General features: G+C 35.6%; 16 protein-coding genes. 7 read left to right on the top strand and 9 right to left on the bottom strand.

The features are described from left to right. Positions 1-5 precede the first annotated feature (5 nt). From AC06G9_RS04420 to AC06G9_RS04410, 3 genes are all read left to right on the top strand, one after another. Positions 6-881: a universal stress protein gene (locus AC06G9_RS04420; RefSeq protein ID WP_346570469.1), complete on the top strand. Its 876-nt coding sequence runs from the start codon at positions 6-8 to the stop codon at positions 879-881. A 190-nt stretch (positions 882-1,071) separates the two neighbouring features. Then, complete coding sequence (locus tag AC06G9_RS04415) at positions 1,072-2,409, top strand: OmpA family protein (RefSeq protein ID WP_480957584.1); 1,338 nt, start codon at positions 1,072-1,074, stop codon at positions 2,407-2,409. Between the two features lie 281 nt (positions 2,410-2,690). Then, positions 2,691-4,562, top strand: coding sequence for a DEAD/DEAH box helicase (locus AC06G9_RS04410; RefSeq protein WP_094773001.1), 1,872 nt, complete (start codon positions 2,691-2,693; stop codon positions 4,560-4,562). A 100-nt stretch (positions 4,563-4,662) separates the two neighbouring features. Here AC06G9_RS04410 and rlmB read toward each other — a convergent pair whose 3' ends face one another. The 3 genes from rlmB to AC06G9_RS04395 all read right to left on the bottom strand — a co-directional run bounded on the left by rlmB (position 4,663) and on the right by AC06G9_RS04395 (position 8,323). Beyond that, complete coding sequence (gene rlmB, locus AC06G9_RS04405; RefSeq protein ID WP_045756020.1) at positions 4,663-5,436, bottom strand: 23S rRNA (guanosine(2251)-2'-O)-methyltransferase RlmB; 774 nt, start codon at positions 5,434-5,436, stop codon at positions 4,663-4,665. A 107-nt stretch (positions 5,437-5,543) separates the two neighbouring features. After that, positions 5,544-7,355 carry a DNA polymerase III subunit gamma/tau gene (locus AC06G9_RS04400; protein ID WP_480957583.1) on the bottom strand — a complete coding sequence of 604 codons (1,812 nt, stop codon included), beginning with the start codon at positions 7,353-7,355 and terminating at the stop codon, positions 5,544-5,546. 248 nt (positions 7,356-7,603) lie between these two features. Further along, positions 7,604-8,323: an MIP family channel protein gene (locus AC06G9_RS04395; RefSeq protein WP_480957582.1), complete on the bottom strand. Its 720-nt coding sequence runs from the start codon at positions 8,321-8,323 to the stop codon at positions 7,604-7,606. Between the two features lie 215 nt (positions 8,324-8,538). On the opposite strand from AC06G9_RS04395, the gene AC06G9_RS04390 reads away from it, so the two are divergent. Continuing rightward, positions 8,539-9,741 (top strand): hypothetical protein, encoded by a 1,203-nt coding sequence (locus AC06G9_RS04390; protein WP_480957581.1) that lies wholly within the window; start codon positions 8,539-8,541, stop codon positions 9,739-9,741. Positions 9,742-9,809: 68 nt separating this feature from the next. Here AC06G9_RS04390 and AC06G9_RS04385 read toward each other — a convergent pair whose 3' ends face one another. Together AC06G9_RS04385 and AC06G9_RS04380 are read right to left on the bottom strand one after the other, a co-directional pair. After that, on the bottom strand, positions 9,810-11,267 hold the full coding sequence (locus AC06G9_RS04385; RefSeq protein ID WP_480957580.1) for a hypothetical protein: 1,458 nt from the start codon (positions 11,265-11,267) through the stop codon (positions 9,810-9,812). 85 nt (positions 11,268-11,352) lie between these two features. Further along, positions 11,353-14,154, bottom strand: a complete 2,802-nt coding sequence (locus tag AC06G9_RS04380; protein WP_480957579.1) for a TonB-dependent receptor — start codon at positions 14,152-14,154, stop codon at positions 11,353-11,355. A gap of 291 nt (positions 14,155-14,445) precedes the next feature. Between AC06G9_RS04380 and AC06G9_RS04375 the strand changes: the two genes are divergently transcribed. The 3 genes from AC06G9_RS04375 to AC06G9_RS04365 all read left to right on the top strand — a co-directional run bounded on the left by AC06G9_RS04375 (position 14,446) and on the right by AC06G9_RS04365 (position 17,081). Further along, entirely contained in the window at positions 14,446-15,096 is a 651-nt protein-coding gene (locus AC06G9_RS04375) for an ABC transporter ATP-binding protein (RefSeq protein ID WP_480957578.1), read from the top strand. Position 15,097: 1 nt separating this feature from the next. Then, entirely contained in the window at positions 15,098-16,453 is a 1,356-nt protein-coding gene (locus tag AC06G9_RS04370) for an ABC transporter permease (protein WP_480957577.1), read from the top strand. 151 nt (positions 16,454-16,604) lie between these two features. Then, positions 16,605-17,081 (top strand): hypothetical protein, encoded by a 477-nt coding sequence (locus AC06G9_RS04365; protein ID WP_045753657.1) that lies wholly within the window; start codon positions 16,605-16,607, stop codon positions 17,079-17,081. A gap of 51 nt (positions 17,082-17,132) precedes the next feature. Here the strand turns inward: AC06G9_RS04365 and AC06G9_RS04360 are convergent, their stop codons facing one another. Genes AC06G9_RS04360 through AC06G9_RS04345 form a run of 4 tightly spaced genes read right to left on the bottom strand, consistent with a single transcriptional unit; the run spans position 17,133 to position 20,371 of the window. After that, on the bottom strand, positions 17,133-17,846 hold the full coding sequence (locus tag AC06G9_RS04360) for a 16S rRNA (uracil(1498)-N(3))-methyltransferase (RefSeq protein ID WP_045753658.1): 714 nt from the start codon (positions 17,844-17,846) through the stop codon (positions 17,133-17,135). 5 nt (positions 17,847-17,851) lie between these two features. Continuing rightward, positions 17,852-19,165: a hemolysin family protein gene (locus AC06G9_RS04355; RefSeq protein WP_045753659.1), complete on the bottom strand. Its 1,314-nt coding sequence runs from the start codon at positions 19,163-19,165 to the stop codon at positions 17,852-17,854. A gap of 8 nt (positions 19,166-19,173) precedes the next feature. Beyond that, positions 19,174-19,716 carry an inorganic diphosphatase gene (locus AC06G9_RS04350; RefSeq protein ID WP_021188159.1) on the bottom strand — a complete coding sequence of 181 codons (543 nt, stop codon included), beginning with the start codon at positions 19,714-19,716 and terminating at the stop codon, positions 19,174-19,176. A 4-nt stretch (positions 19,717-19,720) separates the two neighbouring features. Further along, the gene (locus AC06G9_RS04345; protein WP_045753660.1) at positions 19,721-20,371 is read right to left on the bottom strand and encodes a DedA family protein; all 651 of its coding nucleotides are present in this window, start codon (positions 20,369-20,371) and stop codon (positions 19,721-19,723) included. Positions 20,372-20,509 lie beyond the last annotated feature (138 nt).

The raw sequence follows: 20,509 nt of genomic DNA, 5'->3' as shown, positions 1-20,509 counted from the left end.
TTACTATGGGTAAAATATTAGTGCCAATCGATTTTTCTGAAAATTCGATTATTGCTGCAAGATATGCAAGGGAAATTGCGCTTGAAAATCATGATGAGCTGGTTTTCTTACACGTGTATACGAAACATGTAAACAAATACGCAAATTTTGTCGTACGTGGTGAGAAAATTATTGATCCTACCATAAAAGATGCAGAACAAAAACTGAGTGAATTGGTCAACCAAGTTAAGGACAAATATCCAACGTTGACAATAAGCCAGCTTTTTGATGAGGGGATTCTCTCGGAAGTAATTGCAAAAGAAACAGCGAAGAACAGTTATAAAGTAGTGGTAATGGGAACAAAAGGGGCATCAGGAATTGAGTCGGTTCTGATCGGCAGCAATACCTATGATGCAATTAAAGATGCACAAATCCCTGTTTTGGCGATCCCTGCTTACGCAACAACATATAAAAAAGATACCATTGCACTGTTGACAAATTTCAAACCTGGTGAATTGGAAGTTCTAAAACAGGCGATACCTGTATTTGGGAATAAATTTCATCTTCTATTGATACACATTAACAAGGCTGAAGCTGAATTAAAAGTATTGGACAAAAAGTTTGACGAATGGATAGATAGCATCATTAGAGAGACAGGTATCGATGATATTTCATATACCATAAAAAATAGAAGCTATTTTGTCAATTCGGCAGAAAGAATCGCAAATGGAATACAGACCATGATTCGTGATGAAAACATCGACATTATCTTAATTACAAAAAGCCGCAAGACATTTTTTCAAAACTTATTTTCTGAAAACATTATTAAAGAAATGGCTATGGAAATTATGATTCCGAATTTCTTTGGCAAGACCAGTTCCAAGGTGGAAATTCCTAAATAAACTACATGTTAACGTAGAAATGTAAATTATAGTATACATGATGTTACATTTTTTATGGCAAAGCAAATGAATAAGTGGTCAATTAACTACAAAAACGGGTAAATCTACAACAGGTTTTATTAGATGGGCCCACATTGGCAACATTATTGCCTTATGCACCATAGAAGATTAAAAATTAAAATTAGATAATATGAAGATTAACCTTAAGAAAACTGGTTTATTAGTAGCAGCGGGACTGTTAACATCTGCTTCATTTGCACAAAATGCAAAAGTTGGTTCTATCGAAGGAACTACTCCACTAGGATCATCGACTGAATATAGAACTTGGTCGATTGGTATAGGTGCAGGGGTTTTAAATCAAACTAATATTTTCGGTTTTAACCGTAAAGATTATAATGATTTGGATCATAATTTAGGTTATTCGGCATACATTAAGAAACAAATTTCCCCTTCTTTCGGATTCAAAGCATCGTACTTAGGTGGAAAAGTTGGTGGAGCATATAAAGATGGCTCACAGTCTTTCGAAACTAAAACACCTTGGTCAGCTGCATTATCTGGAGAATGGACTATGGCGAATTCCAATTGGAGATTTTTCAATAGCTTCATCAAACCCTACGCTTCATTAGGTTTAGGAGTTTTGAACTCTGAAGCAACAGTAACGATGGGATCGACAAGTACAACATCTGATTCGCAATCAAAGTTGTTCGTTCCAGCTGATTTCGGTTTTAAATTTGCAATCGCAAAAGGTATTAACTTAGACTTAGGTTATCAGTTAAACTGGGCAAACCAGAAATTCGATGGATCTAATCCTGCTGCATCTCCACAACCAACTTACAAAAATGACTTATTCTCATATTCACATGCTGGTTTAGAAATTGCTTTAGGTGATGGTTCAAAACCTGCTTTGAATAATTCAAACCCGGTAGCTACATTGGTACATGATTATACAGCTAAATATGATGAGTTAAAAGCACAACGTGATGCATTGGATGCTGCAAATAAAGCATTACAATCAAAAGTAGAATCATTAAATGCTGATTTACAAGATGATGACGGTGATGGTGTTGCTAACAAATTTGACAAATGTCCAAATACACCTTCAGGTGTTCAAGTAGATGGTGCTGGTTGTCCAATCCTTGTTAAAAATGAAACTAAAATCGTAGAGAAAGTGATCACTGAAACGGATAGAAGAACTGTTGATGAGGCTATCAAAAACTTAGAATTCGAAACTGGTAAATCCGTGATTCGTGCTAACTCTTACAACTCATTAAATAAAGTTGCTGCATTATTAGTAGAAAAAGATTTCAGTTTGAAATTAGCGGGTCACACCGATAACACAGGTTCATTAGAATTAAACTTGAGATTATCTAAAGAGCGTGCTGAGGCAGTGAAAGCTTACTTAGTATCTAAAGGTGCTAATCCTTCTCGTATTGAAGCTACTGGTTATGGTCCAAACCAACCTATTGCATCTAATAAAACTGCAGAAGGCCGTCAACAAAACCGTCGTGTTGAGTTTACAATATATTAGTAGATATTACTATCATAAAGAAGGGCTACTCCAAAAGAGTGGCCCTTTTTACATGATTAATTTTTGAGTATAACTAAAATTATTTGACTAAAGTATTTTAAGATCGATAAAAATTAAAATAACAGAACCTTCCTTATAGGTATTTAAAAGGATGAACGGAACATTTTGTCATCCAAAAAACACAATATATCAAATACTTAAGTGAAAAATTAGTTTGGTAAATATTATTTCCCTATATTTGCATCGCCTTAGGCAATAGAGCCTATTGTATAAATTAATTCATGAACCCATTTTTAGAACTGGGAATCCGTGAGGAAATTGTTAATGCCATCTCAGAATTAGGTTTTGAAAAACCTTCTGAAATTCAGGAAAAAGCCATTCCTGTTTTATTGACTGGTAACGACGATTTTGTCGGATTAGCCCAAACCGGCACAGGTAAGACAGCAGCATTTGGTCTTCCATTATTACAGCAATTAGACTTTTCTCAGAAACATCCTCAAGCGTTGGTATTATGCCCGACACGTGAGCTTTGTTTGCAAATCTCGAAAGATATAGAAAGATATGCTAAAAACCTAGACAACGTACATGTTGTTGCGGTTTATGGAGGTGCAAATATTAGTGACCAACTACGTCAGATCAGACGTGGAGTGCAAATTGTAGTAGCGACCCCTGGTCGTATGTTAGATATCATTGGCCGTAATGCTATTGATTTCTCTCAAGTAAAATATGTTGTGTTAGATGAAGCGGATGAGATGCTTAATATGGGCTTCAAAGAAGACATCAACAACATTTTGTCAGAGACTCCTGACACTAAAAAAACATGGTTATTCTCAGCTACTATGCCTTCAGAGGTTCGTCGTATTGCTAAAAACTATATGACTGATCCTGTAGAGATGACTGTAGGAACAAAAAACACAGGTAATGCAAACATTGAGCATCAATATTATTTGATTAGAGCTAAAGATAAATATGCTGCTTTCAAACGTATTGTTGATTCAAACCCTGATATTTTTGGTATCGTATTTTGTCGTACAAAAATTGAAACTCAAGAAATTGCAGAATCTTTAATTAAAGATGGTTACAATGCGGATTCACTACACGGAGATTTATCTCAACAACAACGTGATAAAGTGATGAAACGTTACCGTGACCGTAGTTTACAACTACTAATCGCTACCGATGTAGCGGCGCGTGGTATTGATGTAAACGACGTAACTCACGTAATTAACTTCTCTTTACCTGATGAAATTGAAAACTATACTCACCGTTCGGGCCGTACAGCTCGTGCTGGTAAAACTGGTATTTCAATCTCTTTAATCAACATTAAAGAACAAAGCAAAATCCGTCAACTTGAAAAAGTTATCGGAAAGCAATTTGAACGTAAACAAGTTCCTCAAGGAGCTGATGTTGTTGAAAAGCAATTATTGACAATCATCAATAAAGTTCAGAATGTAGAAGTTAATGAGGATCAAATCAATCAATTCTTACCAGCTATTATGGAAGGTTTTGAGTCGTTATCGAAAGAAGATATCGTAAAAAGATTTGCTTCATTAGAGTTCAATAGATTCTTAGATTATTACAAAGGTGCACACGATTTAAATATCGAAGCACGTGATATCAGCAGCAATGGCCGCGAACGTGGCGAAAGAGGTGAACGTGGTGAAAGAGGCGAGCGTGGTAGTTCAAAAGGATTTACTCGTTTGTTTATGAACTTAGGTTCTGTAGATGAATTCAGCCGTGGAGACATGTTAGGATTTATCTGTAACAACGCTAAAATCTCTGGTAAATCAATTGGTAAAATTGATCTAAAAGGAGTTTTCACATTCTTTGAAGTTGAAGATGCTGAAGTTGCTAAAGTATTTGAAGGATTCAAAGAAGTTGATTTCAACGGACGTAATGTTCGCATCGAAGTTTCTGGAGATGGAAAAACTGAAAACCGTGGTGGTGGAAACAGAAGCCGTGGTGGAAGTGGTGAGCGCAGAAGCTTTGGCGGCGGTGAAAGACGTGAAGGTGGATACCGTGGTGGAGATCGCAGAAGTGGTGGCGGTGAAAGACGTGAAGGTGGATACCGTGGTGGAGATCGCAGAGAAGGAAACGGTGGTGGTTTTAGAGACTTTTCTGGAAAAAGAAAAGAATCTAGTAACAAATACTAATCGATTCAAGCTATAAATAATAAGAGCGGCTATCCAAAAGATAGCCGCTCTTATTTATTTGATATTATACTCCGCTTATATTAAACGAAAAGTGCGATTGTTACTTGACACGCTGACGAATAGCTTCGTAAAGGACTACTCCAGCTGAAACAGAAACGTTTAATGAACCTATTTCTCCAAACATGGGTATCTTTGCTAAATGATCAGCAATACGAATTAAGTCGTCTGATACTCCTGTATCCTCAGCTCCCATGATGATACATGTAGGTACGGTATAATCTACATCATAAATACTATCTTTTGTCTTCTCCGTACTTACTACCAACTGTATCCCCGATTCAATCAAAAATTTACCAATCTTAGCCAAACCTTCATGACGACATACTGGAATTTTATATAAAGCGCCTGCTGAAGTCTTTATCGCATCAGGGTTAACTTCCGCAGAACCCTTCTTGGGTACAATGATAGCATGAACGCCCGAACATTCGGCTGTACGTGCAATAGCGCCAAAGTTGCGCACATCTGTAACACCATCCAACATTAAAAATAAGGGAACCTCGCCTTTTTCATAAATCTCAGGAACAATGTCTTCAATTTTTTGATAGGTAATAGGCGAAATAACAGCAATGACACCTTGATGGTTTTTGCGTGTGATACGGTTTAATTTCTCAATCGGAACTTGTTGAAATCCCAGATCGTGCTCCTTCAATAGGGCTTTCAATTCTAAAACTAAACTTCCGGCTAAACCTCTTTGAATAAATAATGATTCAATTTCTTTACCACTATCTATCGCTTCTATAACGGCACGAATACCGAAAACCATCTGATTGGCTTCACGATCTGCTGATCTATCGTGTCTTTGAAAATTTTGCATGCTTAATATTCTAAATAAGAATTGGTTGCTAGCAATTAGCTAACCAATTTGAAAGGCAAAGATACAAAAAGAAATATGGGTTAGTGAAATAATAGTTGGTCTAAGTCTTAACTTAAACCCAAATTTAATTCTTTTCTTAGTGTTTCTAAAAGTGGATTTTTTTGAACCATTGCCTGATATTTCTCTTGCGAGGTGTAAGGTTTACGAACCACATCATGTTCCATAATAACACCATGGAGATCTAGAGAAAAATTACGTAACACTGGACGGAGATAATTTAATACATCTATTTTTGCCGTGTTGAGCACATCCATCTGCACCATATTCTCGACCTCAACTTCTATTTTATTTGCAACCAACTTTGGTGGAACTGCAGTCATCAAGGTGTAGAGATTGATTTTATTTTCTTTTTTAATTTGAGTAGCTAAAGCTTTCCAAGCTTGAATAAACTGCTCATGAGTGATCTCTTCTTGTTCGGTACCTTTTACTAAACTGGGTTCATTGTCCCCTTGCTCCTCTATTTTAGATTCAAAAATAGAATTTAGATCGGGTAGTGATGGCATAGAGCTTTTGGAAGCCCCCCATCCTCCTTTTTTTACTTTAGGTGGTAGATTGGAGATTTCAGGTTCTACTGTTTGCTCTTTTACCGTAGCTATCGGTGCTGCTACAGTTGGATAAGATGATAGTTTATCTTGTTTTACTGGTAATGAAGGCTTTACCTCAGGAGCAGGTGTACCTGTTGATTGTGTTAAATCAGGGCGTTTTTTTTTTAGCCCTTCGCTAACATCTGGAAGCTGAATACTTCCGAGCTGGCTTAATTTAATAGCACTTGATAAGTGACATATTTTGAGAAGTGCTAATTCAACTTGAAGACGTTGATTCTTACTTGTTCTATAATTGATCTCACATTGATTAGCAATATTCAATGCTGATAATAATAAACCTGTCGACGATTTTTGAGCTTGGTCAAGATACTTCATTCGTATGCTTTCGCTCACTTCTAGTAACTTTAAAGTAGCAGGTTCTTTTGCTACTAACAGATTTCTAAAATGTGATGCTAAACCTGAAATGAAATGGCTTCCGTCAAATCCATTATTTAAAATATCATTTAATATGAGTAATACTTGTGCTGGATTTTCGATTAAAATAGCATCAGTCAGCTTGAAAAAATAATCATAATCTAAAATATTTAGATTATCAATGACTGCCTGATAGGTTACGTTCTTATTAGAAAAGCTCACAATTTGATCAAACATCGATAGTGCATCACGCAACCCACCATCTGCTTTTTGAGCGATGATATGGAGTCCGTCTTGATCAAACTGAATATCTTCATGATGAGCAATATGAGCCAAATGGTTGGCCATATCTTCGATACGAATGCGATTAAAGTCGAAAATCTGACAACGCGATAGAATCGTTGGTAATATTTTATGCTTTTCGGTGGTTGCTAAAATAAAAATAGCATAAGTAGGCGGTTCTTCCAAAGTCTTTAGAAAGGCATTGAAGGCTTGCTGCGATAGCATGTGAACCTCATCTATAATATAAATCTTAAATTTTCCTACTTGTGGTGGAATACGAACTTGATCAATGAGATTGCGAATGTCATCTACAGAATTGTTAGATGCTGCATCTAGCTCATGAATACTAAATGAATTGCCGTTTTGAAAAGAGATACAGCTATCACACTTGCCACAGGCTTCACTTTTGTCGGAGACATTTTCACAATTAATTGTTTTTGCTAAAATACGCGCACAGGTTGTTTTGCCAACACCTCTCGGTCCACAAAATAAAAATGCTTGAGCCAACTGATTGTTATGAATAGCATTTTTGAGTGTACCAGTGATGTGTTGCTGGCCGACAACCGAATCGAAGGTGACTGGGCGATATTTACGAGCAGAAACAATAAAATTTTCCATTGTACGAAGATACAAATTTTGTCTCTCCATCACAATATAAAAAGCGACACTATAAAAAAGCGATCGACTAAAATATACTTACTCCCTGAAAATTAAACAATTTAAATATGGGGCTGATGAAAAAGGTAAGAAAAACTTATGAAACGCATCTTTTCAGAAGTTATGATATACAAAATTAAAGTTGGCATGATTTCAAAAAGGAGCTTATCAAAAATTTGAAAGCTCCTTTTCTCTATCTAAATCACCTACTAAGTTCCTTTAGGTTTAAGAACAAGCCATACAATCGCAGCTAATATAGCGCCAGCTACAGGTGCTACAATAAATAGCCAAAGTTGCGAAACCGCTTGTCCTCCAGCTAATATAGCTGGTCCAAAACTACGTGCTGGATTTACAGATGTACCAGTAATTGGAATGGCTACTAAATGGATCAATACTAAGGTAAGACCTATAGCTAATCCAGCCATCGTGGAATTTCCTACTCTGGAGGTAGTCGCTAAGATTACAAATAAAAAGATAAACGTTAAGACAGCTTCCGTTAAAAATGCGGCTGTAACACCATACTCATTTTGATATCCTTTTCCCCAACCATTGGAACCATACGCCCATTCTCCAGAATTAAATCCGGAAATCTGTCCGTGAAGAATTTGTTGCAGGACTAATGCGCCCAATAATGCACCAATTAATTGTGCAACAATGTAAATGACCGCATCTTTAACTGAAATTTTTCCGGCGACTAAAACACCTATTGTTACAGCAGGATTAATATGGCATCCACTTATACCACCAATTGCATAAGCAAAAACAACGACGGAGAGACCAAATGCAAGAGCAATTCCCAATAATCCTAAGCCAGACAATCCGCCTAATGTTGTAGCGCCTGCAACAGCAGCAGCTCCACAACCAAATAGCACCAAACCGAAAGTTCCAATCAGCTCAGCAACAAATTTTATAGAAGATTTTATTTCCATTTCTTTAAATTATAATATATTCAAAAAACGTGAAAAATATTGATTTAATTAAATAATGGATCATTAAATTAAATTAAAGTAAATATATAGCTACAAATATAATTGTAACAAAATCCAGTTTTAGGAAATAAGTCATAGTGAAGTAACGAAATCAATTCTTTGAAGTTTTTAATATTATTTTTATGTAACTTCATTATTAATAAATTGTTAAGGACTTGAAATCTCTATATTCATATTTGGTCGCAGGCTTACTTTCGCTACTGTTTATATTGATACAGAAGTCACAGTCGTATGCCCAAGAGCATCAAGTTAATTTCTACAATGCTCCGTTTTTCTTTTCATTAGATTCGACATTCTTAGTTGATTTCCCTTCTGAAGTTGACGAACATCATGTGTTTGATTTTTATAAAAAAATTGAACAAAGTAAAGATTCCTCGATTATCAACTCCTTGTTAGCGTATAAGAAAAAATACAATCTAAACGACTGGATATATTATCAACTGATTCGTCAAACGGCGCAAGAAATAAGTCCAAAACAGGATAATTATAGTCGCTATACCCTATACAAATGGTACTTGATGTGCAAATCGGGTTATGATGCCCGCCTAGCTGTCGGTAACAACCAAATTATATTTTATATAAAAAACAATGAAGATATCGCTGATATTCCATTTTTTTCCATTGACGGCAATCAGTATACTTGTTTGAACTATCACGATTATGGAAAACTATTTCAACGAAATGGTGTTTATAAACCTGTTGATTTGAAAGTCAATGAAGCGGTAAATGACTTTAGCTATAAGGTGACACAAATGCCAGATTTTAATCCGCATAACTATGTGGATAAAAAAATAAATTTCCAATACAATGAACGGTTGTACCATTTCAAAGTAAGGATTAATAAGGATGTTAATAAGATATTTGCGAATTATCCTGGAGTCAACTTCGAGACTTATTTTAATATTCCACTTAGTCGCGAAACGTATCAGACTTTAATTCCTGTACTAAAAGAAAATATTAAGAAAATGGATACGATTAAAGGGGTCGATTATTTAATGCGATTTACGCGTTACGCATTCCTTTATGAAAATGATGATGCTAATTTTGGCAAAGAGAAAAGATTATCTCCAGAGGAAACGTTAAACAATTCTTACAGCGATTGCGATGATCGAGCTGCACTATTTTTTTATTTAGTTAAGGAAATCTATAATCTCCCCATGATCACTCTGTTGTTTCCTACTCATATCACCATGGCGGTTCAATTTGATAAACCAATTGGTGATGCCATCTTGTATAATGGTAAATACTATTCGCTATGCGAACCGACTCCTCAGAGTCAGAATTTGGAAATAGGGCAAATGTCTGATAAATTAAAAAATGAATCGTATCAGGTCGTATACCATTACGAGCCAAAGTAGGCGACTGTAAATAAGTAAATTACAAAAAAAAATCCTGCGCAAGGCAGGATTTTTTTTGTATTGAAGATCTATTTGACTTGACCTGGAGTTGTGTAAGGTAAGTTTTGAGGATCATAGTGAGCCCATCCTTTCGTCCAATCCGTAGTTCCAAAAGCGCCTTTGTAAGCTACTTTCTCAAAGAATGAACCACTTACTTTGGCATTCGTAAATAATGCTCCTGTAGCAGCTGCTGAACCGGATGATAAGGTGAAATCTGGATCTGCAGGAGTACTTGAAATATCTTTACCATAATTATACGGTGCAACGAATAAAGATGATGCAAATTTGGTATTATCAAATACATTACCCGCACGTAACAAAGTATTAACTGCAGCAGAATTAGTCGTCGAGCTTACTTTTAGATCGATATCTTTTGATCCATACACCAAGTTATTTGCAAAAACTGCGGAACCTGTTAAAAAGTTATTAGAAGTGGTATTTGCAGTTACAACTTTTGTATCGTCAATATATAATCCAGCAAATGGAAATCCAGAAATTACTGAATTCAAAATACTAATTGATGAATTACGGCGAATTTGTGCTCCATGCTGATAGTTTCCAATAGCCGATTCGCCAGCTTTTTTGATTGGACCTAAGATCGTCACATTTGAAAATACGGCTGAAGTTTTAGGTGTTTGATCTGTACCTGTTGAATTATTGTCTGACTCAAATCCATTTGAACCAGATTGATCTGCCATCGTAGATGCTCTTTGTGCCAACGCAAATTGAACATTACCAGCATATCCAAAATCGGTGTCAAAATCGTCATCCCAAGTCGCTACAGCCAATAAGTGTTTCGCATTTACCGTACCACCAAACCACTCAAAAGCATCATCACCTGAGCGATAGATCTGAATATAATCCAGTGTAGTACCATTTCCAACACCACCTAATGTCAATCCATTAATTTCATTATCTGCTGAATACTCAATACCTGCATATTCAATACGTACATATTTCAATACGCCAGAGTTATCTGCGGCATCGGTACCGCCGTAGTAGATGTAATTTTTGGCATCTTTATCTTTAGGTCCTTCTAAACCACCTTCGATCATCACATCGTTTCCTTGGTTTACTGGAGCTTTACCCAAAAGAATAACACCACCCCAATCACCGCGAGTTCTAGCACCTGCAGGTAAAGCTGATGTAAATACAATTGGTTTATCTACAGTACCTGTTGCATTGATTTTTGAACCTCTTGTTATTGTCAATGTAGCCTTTGTCGCTTTATCTCCTTTAATAATAGTACCTGGTTCAATCGTCAATGTAGCACCATTAGTTACAAATACGAATCCTTTTAATAAATAGATCTTATTAGCAGACCAAGTTGTGTTTGCCGTAATCTCCCCAGTAACCACTACCACATCTTTATCCGTTGGATTTGTCGGTGTTTCGGTATTGTCACCGTCATCTGTAATCTTGGTTTCTTTACATGCGCCAGCAAATAATAAGGCTGCTAGTGATAAGAATAAAAATCTTTTTTTCATTTTTTAAGTTTTTAAAAATCTTGTTACAAAAAAATAGTTTTGTTATGTCTTTATATTTAAAGTAATATTAAGTTTATATTATCTTTTAGAAAGTGTAATTAAATGATAATGAAACATTTGCACCAGGCTTATATTTAAACCAAGTTTCGTTATCAATATTTCTAACTTTATTATCAAAGTATACATCGATCGGGTTGTTTAAAATATCGCTGGCATTCAGCTTAACCTCTCCTTTATTTTTCATCACTTTATATCCGACTTGAAAATCTAACACATTACGCGGCGCTTCCCATGCACTTGCAAAAGTTTGGCCTCCAGGCTGGATGATACGTTTTCCAATGCGGTTATATAGGATATTCAGATTCAATTTATTGTCGATAGCCGTATGCTGTAAACCGGCGTTGATCACGTATGGAGACTGACCAACCATTGGTCTTGTTTTCTCTAAGTAAAGCTGATCATCGGCATTTGTAATTTCTGAATGAACATATGTTAAGTTTAAGTAAGCTGTCGTATTTTTAAAGAATGACTGCTCGTTAACAAAATCTAATCGTTTACGTACCTCTAACTCTGCTCCATATATATTTGCTTTTGGTGTATTTCCAAAACTGATATCAGGTGTTGAAGTAACGTCATAACGTCTTGGCTCGATAGCATTCGTAAATTGCTTGTAAAAAGCGGAGATTGATAATATCTCACCTGCAGAAGGATAGATTTCATAACGTAAATCAGCATTATTGATAGATGCTCGTTTTAAATTAGGATTACCGGTTATCATTCCTAGCTGCTCAAAATCATAAAACTTGAATGACGCTAACTCTCTTAACTCTGGTCGTGCTAGAGTACGGTAATAAGATGCTCTGAAATTTGATTTCGGAGTCAGTCCATAGGTCAAGTTAACAGATGGTAGGAAATCCAATTTGGTATCGTTCACATCATTCACCATCTTCATGGCATCTACATTAAGTGCGTCGATCTTTACATTATAATTTTCTACCCTAAGACCGTATACTACTCTAAATTTATCATTGAATTTTTGATCAAGCATAGCGTATCCGAAAGTAGTCAGAGAGCTACCTGTATATTTATCACCATTCATCATGATCTCTTTGTATTTAAAATAGTTTTTGTCAATGTTTTCCTTAGAAAATATTTCGTCAGCGGGTAACTGTGTTACTCTATTAATCAGTTCAACATTATTCAAAACATCGCCATTCAATTCTAACCCAATAAAGCGTGCATCAAAATTTCTTTTTCTATAATTGGTTCCTGCACCAACTTTTAAAGTGGAAGGTGTAGAAAGAAATGTCATTGGCAAATTATAGCTGGCTTCCCCAGAATAAATATTTTCATTTAGCTTGGCAAATAATCTCGCATTTTGCTTCCCGATTGAACTAATATTAGCTGCGTATGGTACTGATGGATCATTGGCCGATTCCATCGGTCTTACATAATTAAGTTTAACTTGGTTGGGCTGATCATTTAAGATATTGCTCCAAGATGCAGTCCATTTTATTTTGTCATTCCGATCACTTAAAACATGCTCCCCATCAAGTGTTGATTTTAACAAAGATTTTTGCATGATATCATATGCGGAGAATTTGACATCATAGGAAGATCCAAGGTCGGTACCTCTTCTATCCGTGTAGGTGTTGTCATAATTTCTATTGTAAAGATTTTTCCATGTGATCTTACTTTTTCCATAAGTATATCCAAAGTTGGCTAAAGCACCTAAATTGGTCGAGAACTTATATTGATCGTCTGTATAATCATATTGATGCCATTGACGCTTAACATTGGGCAAGATATTTTGCGAATTTCTGTAGGTCACAGAAAATAATGCACCAAAGCGATTGCTGTTTTCAAATTGTTTTACTTTACCTAAAGAAAACTGATAGTTTTGTGAAGGTAATGCCGTTTTATTTTTCACAGTAAGATCATTCGGTAATGATTTTAATGCTAATCTATTTTCTTTACTTGATAGTCCAGCTTTATATTGTTCTCTAGAATACATATTCGTAGCCAGATTACTTGATCCATCATCAAAACCTAAATAGTTTTGTAGGTTCTTCTTTGTTTGTAAGAAATCTTTGAATGTAGAAGCTGTATTATATCCATACCCTAAACCAAAGGAAACAAAGTTTTGATCTGGAATATCTTTTGTTGTGATCTGTACTGCTCCACCGGCAAAATCTGCTGGTAAATCTGGAGTTGCAGTTTTAGAAATCGTGATTTTATCAATTAAATTTGAAGGGATGATATCAAATGAAAATGCACGACGATTGGCTTCGGTACTTGGCAATACAGTGCCATCCATCATTGAGACATTGTAACGGTCACTTAATCCGCGAACTACCACGAATTTATTGTCTTGGATAGTCGCGCCACTTACCCTACGAATAGCCTCTGATGTATTTTTATCTGGTGATCTTCTGATCTGCTCACTTGAAATACCATCAGATATGAGTGCACTATTTTTCTGCTGTGCATATAAAGCTCCAATGGATTCTTTTTTATAAGATCCTGTCACCACAACTTGATCTAGCAATTGACCTTCAGAATTATCCAATACAACATCTAAATTTGTAATTTCATCTGCTTTAATTTCTACATCTGTAATTTGCTTTGTAGCATAACCGATGAAAGCATACTCTACTGTATACTTACCCCCTGACAAGCCAGGAATATTATACTTGCCTGAAACATCAGAACTTGCAGCTCTTGCTGTCCCCATAATGCGAACAGTGACTCCAGTGATTGTCTCTCCATTTTTACTGTTCGTAATAGATCCTATTAACTTTCCACTACCTTGTGCAAAAACAGCTGTCGCTATTACCAATAAAATTAGTGTGGCAACAAATTTCTTAAGTGTTAATTGTGGTTTCAATTTATTTGTTTTTTTGTTTCTGCAAATCTATTACCATGATATTACGTCTACATTACCTTAAGATTACTATTACATTAGTACCATGTTAAAAAATTGTTAACAGCATCGTTTCCACCTACTATACATGTTTTACTGTGTTAACAATTGATTAACAGGTAAAATGTTAAGTGTGAAGAGGCTTAATAATTAATACACATGTGATGTAATAATCTCATAACAATTCGGATTATGTGCTGGAATTAAGCTAAATTTATCATTTGAAAGAATGATGATACTATGCAAAAAAATCCAATGATAGCAACACAAGAACTTTCCTTCCAATATAAAGGAGGTGCAAGGATAAAGTTTCCATCTGTTGAAATTCAAAAAGGCCAGCATACCCTTCTTCTGGGAAACTCAGGAACTGGTAAAACAACATTGCTCAATCTCTTGGGCGGACTATCGAAACCAACTGAAGGAAAGGTATGGATCAATCAGAATGATATCTATCAATTTGGCACATCGGAACTCGATCAATTTAGATCGCAACATATCGGTTTTATCTTTCAAGAAGCGCATCTTTTGAAAAATTTGACTATTCTTGAAAATATACAGCTTGCACAATCGCTTGCTAAGAAAAAGGTGAATAAAAGTGAAATTGTAAGTGTATTGCACAAACTTCAATTATCTGAAAAGGCTCATGCCTATCCAAATGAATTGAGTAGAGGACAATTGCAGCGTGCAGCTATCGCTCGTGCTGTCATTAATAAACCTTTACTTTTGATTGCTGATGAACCCACCGCTTCTCTTGATGATCAAAATACGGATCGGGTTTTAGCTTTACTCATGGAAATCGCCGATCAGCAAGGTGCAACGCTACTGATTGCTACTCATGATAAAAGAATCAAAAATAGTTTTTCGAACACCTACGATTTAAACACCATAAATCCTAACAATAACTAGCATGAATACTCTTCAAATAGTTTGGAAAAATATCAGCAAACAGACTGGATCGACTATCCTCAGTATTTTACTCACTGCCTTCGGTGTGGCCATACTTTGTGTACTTTCTATAACAAGTGAAAGTTTTGAAAAACAACTTGAAAATAATAGTAAAAATATTGATCTCGTAATTGGTGCAAAGGGAAGCCCATTACAACTGATATTATCTAGTGTTTATCACATTGACAACCCTACAGGAAATATCCCATTGGCGGAAGCTGAAAAATTGCAAAATAATCCATTAATAAAATTAGCTGTACCGGTATCATTGGGCGACAATTATAGAGGCCATCGCATCGTGGGTACAGATTCTAGTTTCCTAACCTTGTATGAAACCAAAGTTCAACAGGGAAAGTTATTTCAAAAAAATTACGAGGTAGTTATAGGAACTGATGTTGCACATAAACAAAAGCTTAAAATTGGTGATCATATTCATAGCTCACATGGGCTCAGTAAAGGTGGCCATAGTCATGACGATCATCCTTTTACAGTGGTAGGAATATTGGCCCACAATAATAATATTACAGATAATCTCATCTTGACCAGTTTGAGTAGTGTGTGGGATGTGCATGGCATAGCACATGATGAACATCATGAAGAGTTGACTACGGAAGAATTGCAAGCGAAAGAGGATCTTGCAGAAACTCGGGATGCATATCTACATCACCACGGTGAGGCGACAGACGAAGAGCATGATCATGCACATGAAGATGATCAATCTGCTGATTCGGATAGGGTAGTCAAATCTATCGGTGCCGATATGATACATTCTTCTGGTCTTGAAATTACAGCATTATTGGTTCAATACCAATCTCCGGTAGCGATAGCTGTATTGCCAAAATTTATTGCTCAAAATACACAAATGCAAGCTGCTTCACCTGCGATTGAGAGTGCTCGTTTATTTTCATTATTGGGTGTTGGTATTGATTCATTGCAGATCTTGGCCTATATCATCATGGCTATTGCGGGGTTAAGTGTATTTATAAGTCTGTACAATGCATTAAAGCAGCGGAAATATGATTTAGCGATCATGCGTACCTTAGGTGCTTCCAAACTTAAGCTTTTCACATTGGTGATTTTTGAGGGAATGGTGATTACTATAATCGGTGGATTTCTAGGATTGATATTTGCACATATCGCGCTTTACTATATCAGCCTACAAACGAGCCAGAGTGCTGATTTTATCCATGCATTTAAACTCAATCCTGTCGAACTGATTTTCGTTTTACTAGCTTGTATCATTGGTATTATTTCTGCTTTAATTCCAGCAATCAAAGCTTATAAAACAACAATATCACATATTTTATCGGGTAATTAATAGACATTGAAATCTTCATGGGCAGAAGTAATCCATAATTGCGATAAAGATTTTGCTCATGATCGCCTAATCGCTTTTTAACATCACACTGAATGTAACATGGTTTTTCATATTGGAGAATAACAGATTACATTCATAAATATTATTCTAAATGAAAAAAACATTAGTATTCTTAAGTTTACTTTTCTCCTTTTGTTTGACGGTAAATGCACAAATAGGTCGTGATCCCAATACGCCTGACCATACCCCAATGATGAATAAGACTTGGGAAGCGATTGATAAAATGGCTTACAAAGTATCGTATAATGGCAGTAAAAAAATCTATACACCATTCTATCCTACGGAATTGAAGGCATTAGAAAATAAAACGGTTGAAATGCCCGGATACATGGTACCATTAACCAGTGGCAGAACTCATAAAAACTTTATGATTTCGGTATTACCTGTAGCACAATGTATGTTTTGTGGATCAAACGGTATTCCACCCATGGTCGAAGTATTCTTAAAGGGCGATGCCATAAAATTTACTGAAGAACCAATCAAACTAAAAGGCAGAATGGTTTTTAATAAAGATCCACTTAAAGGAAATTCGGAAATTATGATTGTAGATGCAGTCCTGATCAAATAAAATAAGCCGCTAATAGCGGCTTATTTTATTTGATACATGTAATTACATGATCTATCTGTTCAGCAAAGAAACTTCAACGCAAGAGGTCATAGCAGCGGTCTCAGTTCTCAACCGAGCATGTCCTAATGAAATTGGTTGATAACCTAAGGTCAGTGCTTGATCTATTTCTGTGGTAGAAAAATCACCTTCTGGACCAATCAGTAAGATATATTGTTCTTTGGGCTGCAAGACTTGATTTAAAAATTGTTTTTCACCATCAACACAATGAGCTATTACTTTTGTAGCAAGATTGGATTCTTGTTTCTTACAAAACTGCGAGAACGTAATTGCAGGATTTAATTTAGGAATATAAGCTTTCAGTGATTGTTTCATCGCCGCTATGATCACCTTATTTAATCGATCCAATTTAACTTCTTTTCGTTCTGAATGCTCACAAATGATAGGCGTGATCTCTTGGATACCAATTTCTGTAGCTTTTTCTAAAAACCATTCAAAACGATCAATATTTTTTGTTGGCGCCACTGCAATATGCAAGTGATAAGAAGACTCGTGATAGTTTTCCTGTACCTTCAATATGGTCAGAACAGTTCTTTTGGGATGAGGGTCTAAAATTTCAGCTTCATACAATCCTCCTCTTCCGTCAATTAAGTGAACCATATCTCCAGCTTGAAGTCGAAGTACGCGAATGGCATGCTTACTTTCTTCTTCGCTTAAAATAAAGTTTTTAAAATCTGGTCTAATCTCTTCTGTAAAAAAAAGCTGCATAATCTCTAATTATCTTGGTCATCATCCATAGACTCGACCAATTCTAATTTAACAAATTCTATATTCTGCTGTGTTTTACGAATGATCGTAAAGGTATAACCGAATACTTCTTTATACTCTCCTACTTCAGGAATTTTATCAAACATATCACTGACCAAGCCCGATACGGTATCATAATCTTGGCTCTCTGGTAATTCTAAAGGTAAAAATTCATTTACATCATGAATACTTGCTCCAGCATCAACCATATACTCGGTTTCGGATATGCGCTCTACTACTGGGGTTTCTTCATCGTATTCATCTTGAATCTCACCGACTAATTCCTCTACGATATCTTCTAAAGTGACCATACCTGCAGTACCACCAAACTCATCCAATACAATGGCCAACTGAATTCGTTTCAATTGAAATTCAGCCATCAAATCGTTTATTTTTTTTGTTTCAGGAATAAAGTAAGGTTTTCGCATGATCTCTTTCAATACGACTTCTTTCCCTTTCATGACGATAGGTAAAATATCTTTAGTATGTACGATACCTACAATCTGATCAATACTGTCTGCGTAGATAGGTATACGAGAATATCCTTGTTCAGTTACTGTTGTGATAAAGTCTAAGGCAACACAGTCTTCCTCCACAGCAACAATTTTCGTCCTCGGAACCATGATATTCTTCACGATCCGTTCATTAAAATCGAAAACATTTTTAATTAATTCGTGCTCAGAAGTATCTAATGCACCACTTTCTTTACCTTTATCCAATAAATACTGTAATTCTTCAGAAGAGTGAGAAGATTCACTTGGATGAGGCTGAACACCGATTAGTTTTAACAGAAAATTAGCAAATCCATTGAAAACATATATTAAAGGCATTAATAACCAATAAAATATACGTAAAGGGATCGCTACTTTCATGGTCGTAGCTACAGGCTTTTGAATGGCAATTGATTTAGGTGCTAACTCGCCCAATACGACATGTAAAAATGTGATGGTTCCAAATGCTAGCGCAAACCCAGTCCATTTAGCCCAACTTTGAGTGGTGTCTACCTGAAAAAATGAAAACACATTGGACACAATTTCGGTCATCACGGCCTCACCTTTCCATCCTAGTCCTAGAGATGCCAAAGTAATACCTAACTGTGTTGCAGCTAGGTATTTATCCAAATGTTCCGTAATATTTTTTGCAATTTTAGCAACATTGCTCCCTGATTTTGCTTGGAGCTCAATCTGGGAAGCTCTTACTTTAACTATGGCAAATTCTGCGGCGACAAAAAAACCATTTGCAATTACTAAAAATATTGTCCAAAAAATATCGAGGGCCATTATGGGGGTTATTTATTACCGAATTCTTTATTGTACAATTCTATACTATCCAATAGAATTTGTTGTGCGACTTCGCGTCCTTGGACACCTTCCACAACAACATTTTTCTTTTCTAATGCTTTATAACTTTCGAAAAATTGAACAATTTCTTTCATACTATGTGGAGAAAGCTGTTCGATATCTGTAATATAGTTATACACTGGATCATTTTTGGCAACAGCAATGATTTTATCATCTTGTTCGCCCCCATCAACCATGTTCATCACACCGATAATTTGTGCTTCAACCAATGTCAAAGGCAGAATATCAACAGAACAGATTACTAATATGTCTAATGGATCTTTATCATCACAATAAGTTTGTGGGATAAAACCATAATTGGCAGGATAAACTACTGAAGAACTTAAAACACGGTCCAATAATAAAAGACCTGTTTCTTTATCCAATTCGTATTTTCCTTTTGAACCGTTTGAAATTTCAATAATTGCATTTACCGAATTTGGCACATTCGTACCAGGAGATACTTTATGCCAAGGATTTTGTGTACTCATTTGTTTACTGTATATTTTGTTTGTTTTTATTTGCTTTCATCTTACGTTTGATCAAGGCAATGCCTATTGGTAAAAAGGCAACTGCAATTAATCCTACAATAATATATTCTACATAATTAATAATCCAAGGGAATTCTATTCCTAAGAAATAACCCGATAAGGTTAGTAATAATACCCAAAGCAATGCTCCAGATATATTAAAAATCACAAATTTCTTAAAATCTAATTTGACTACCCCTGCAAAAATTGGGGCAAATGTACGTACTATTGGTACAAATCGACCAATAATAAGAGCTGTCCCACCATATTTATGGTAAAATTCTTCAGCCATTATAACGTACTTACGTTTAAAGATCAGACTATCCTTTCGTTTAAAAAGCATAGGACCAGCTCGATAGCCAAACCAATATCCCGCAAAATTTCCGAGCACACCGGCTCCAATTAAGCCTGCACAAAGCGTGACGATATCAACCTGAATTTTATTTAATGCACAAAAAAGTCCCGCTAAAAATAACAAATAATCTCCCGGTAAAAAGAAACCAAAAAATAATCCCGTTTCAGCAAATACAATGAGTAGAACCAAATAAAAACCGCCAGAGCTCAATAATTCCTCTGGGTTCAATAATTGTTGAAAAGACAACAAAAGATCTTGCATAATTTCTTTTTTACGTTTTCACTTATTCTGTGAAAAAAATCATCCTAATATAATTACAATCGATGACTTTTTATATAGACATATATATTCTATATAAGATTGCAAAGATATAATATATTATAGTCTTTTTTTATATTA

The sequence above is a fragment of the Sphingobacterium sp. MAE genome (genome assembly GCF_056711605.1).
Note: the sequence above shows the minus strand (reverse complement) of the source record. Positions and strands in the feature narration are given on the sequence as shown.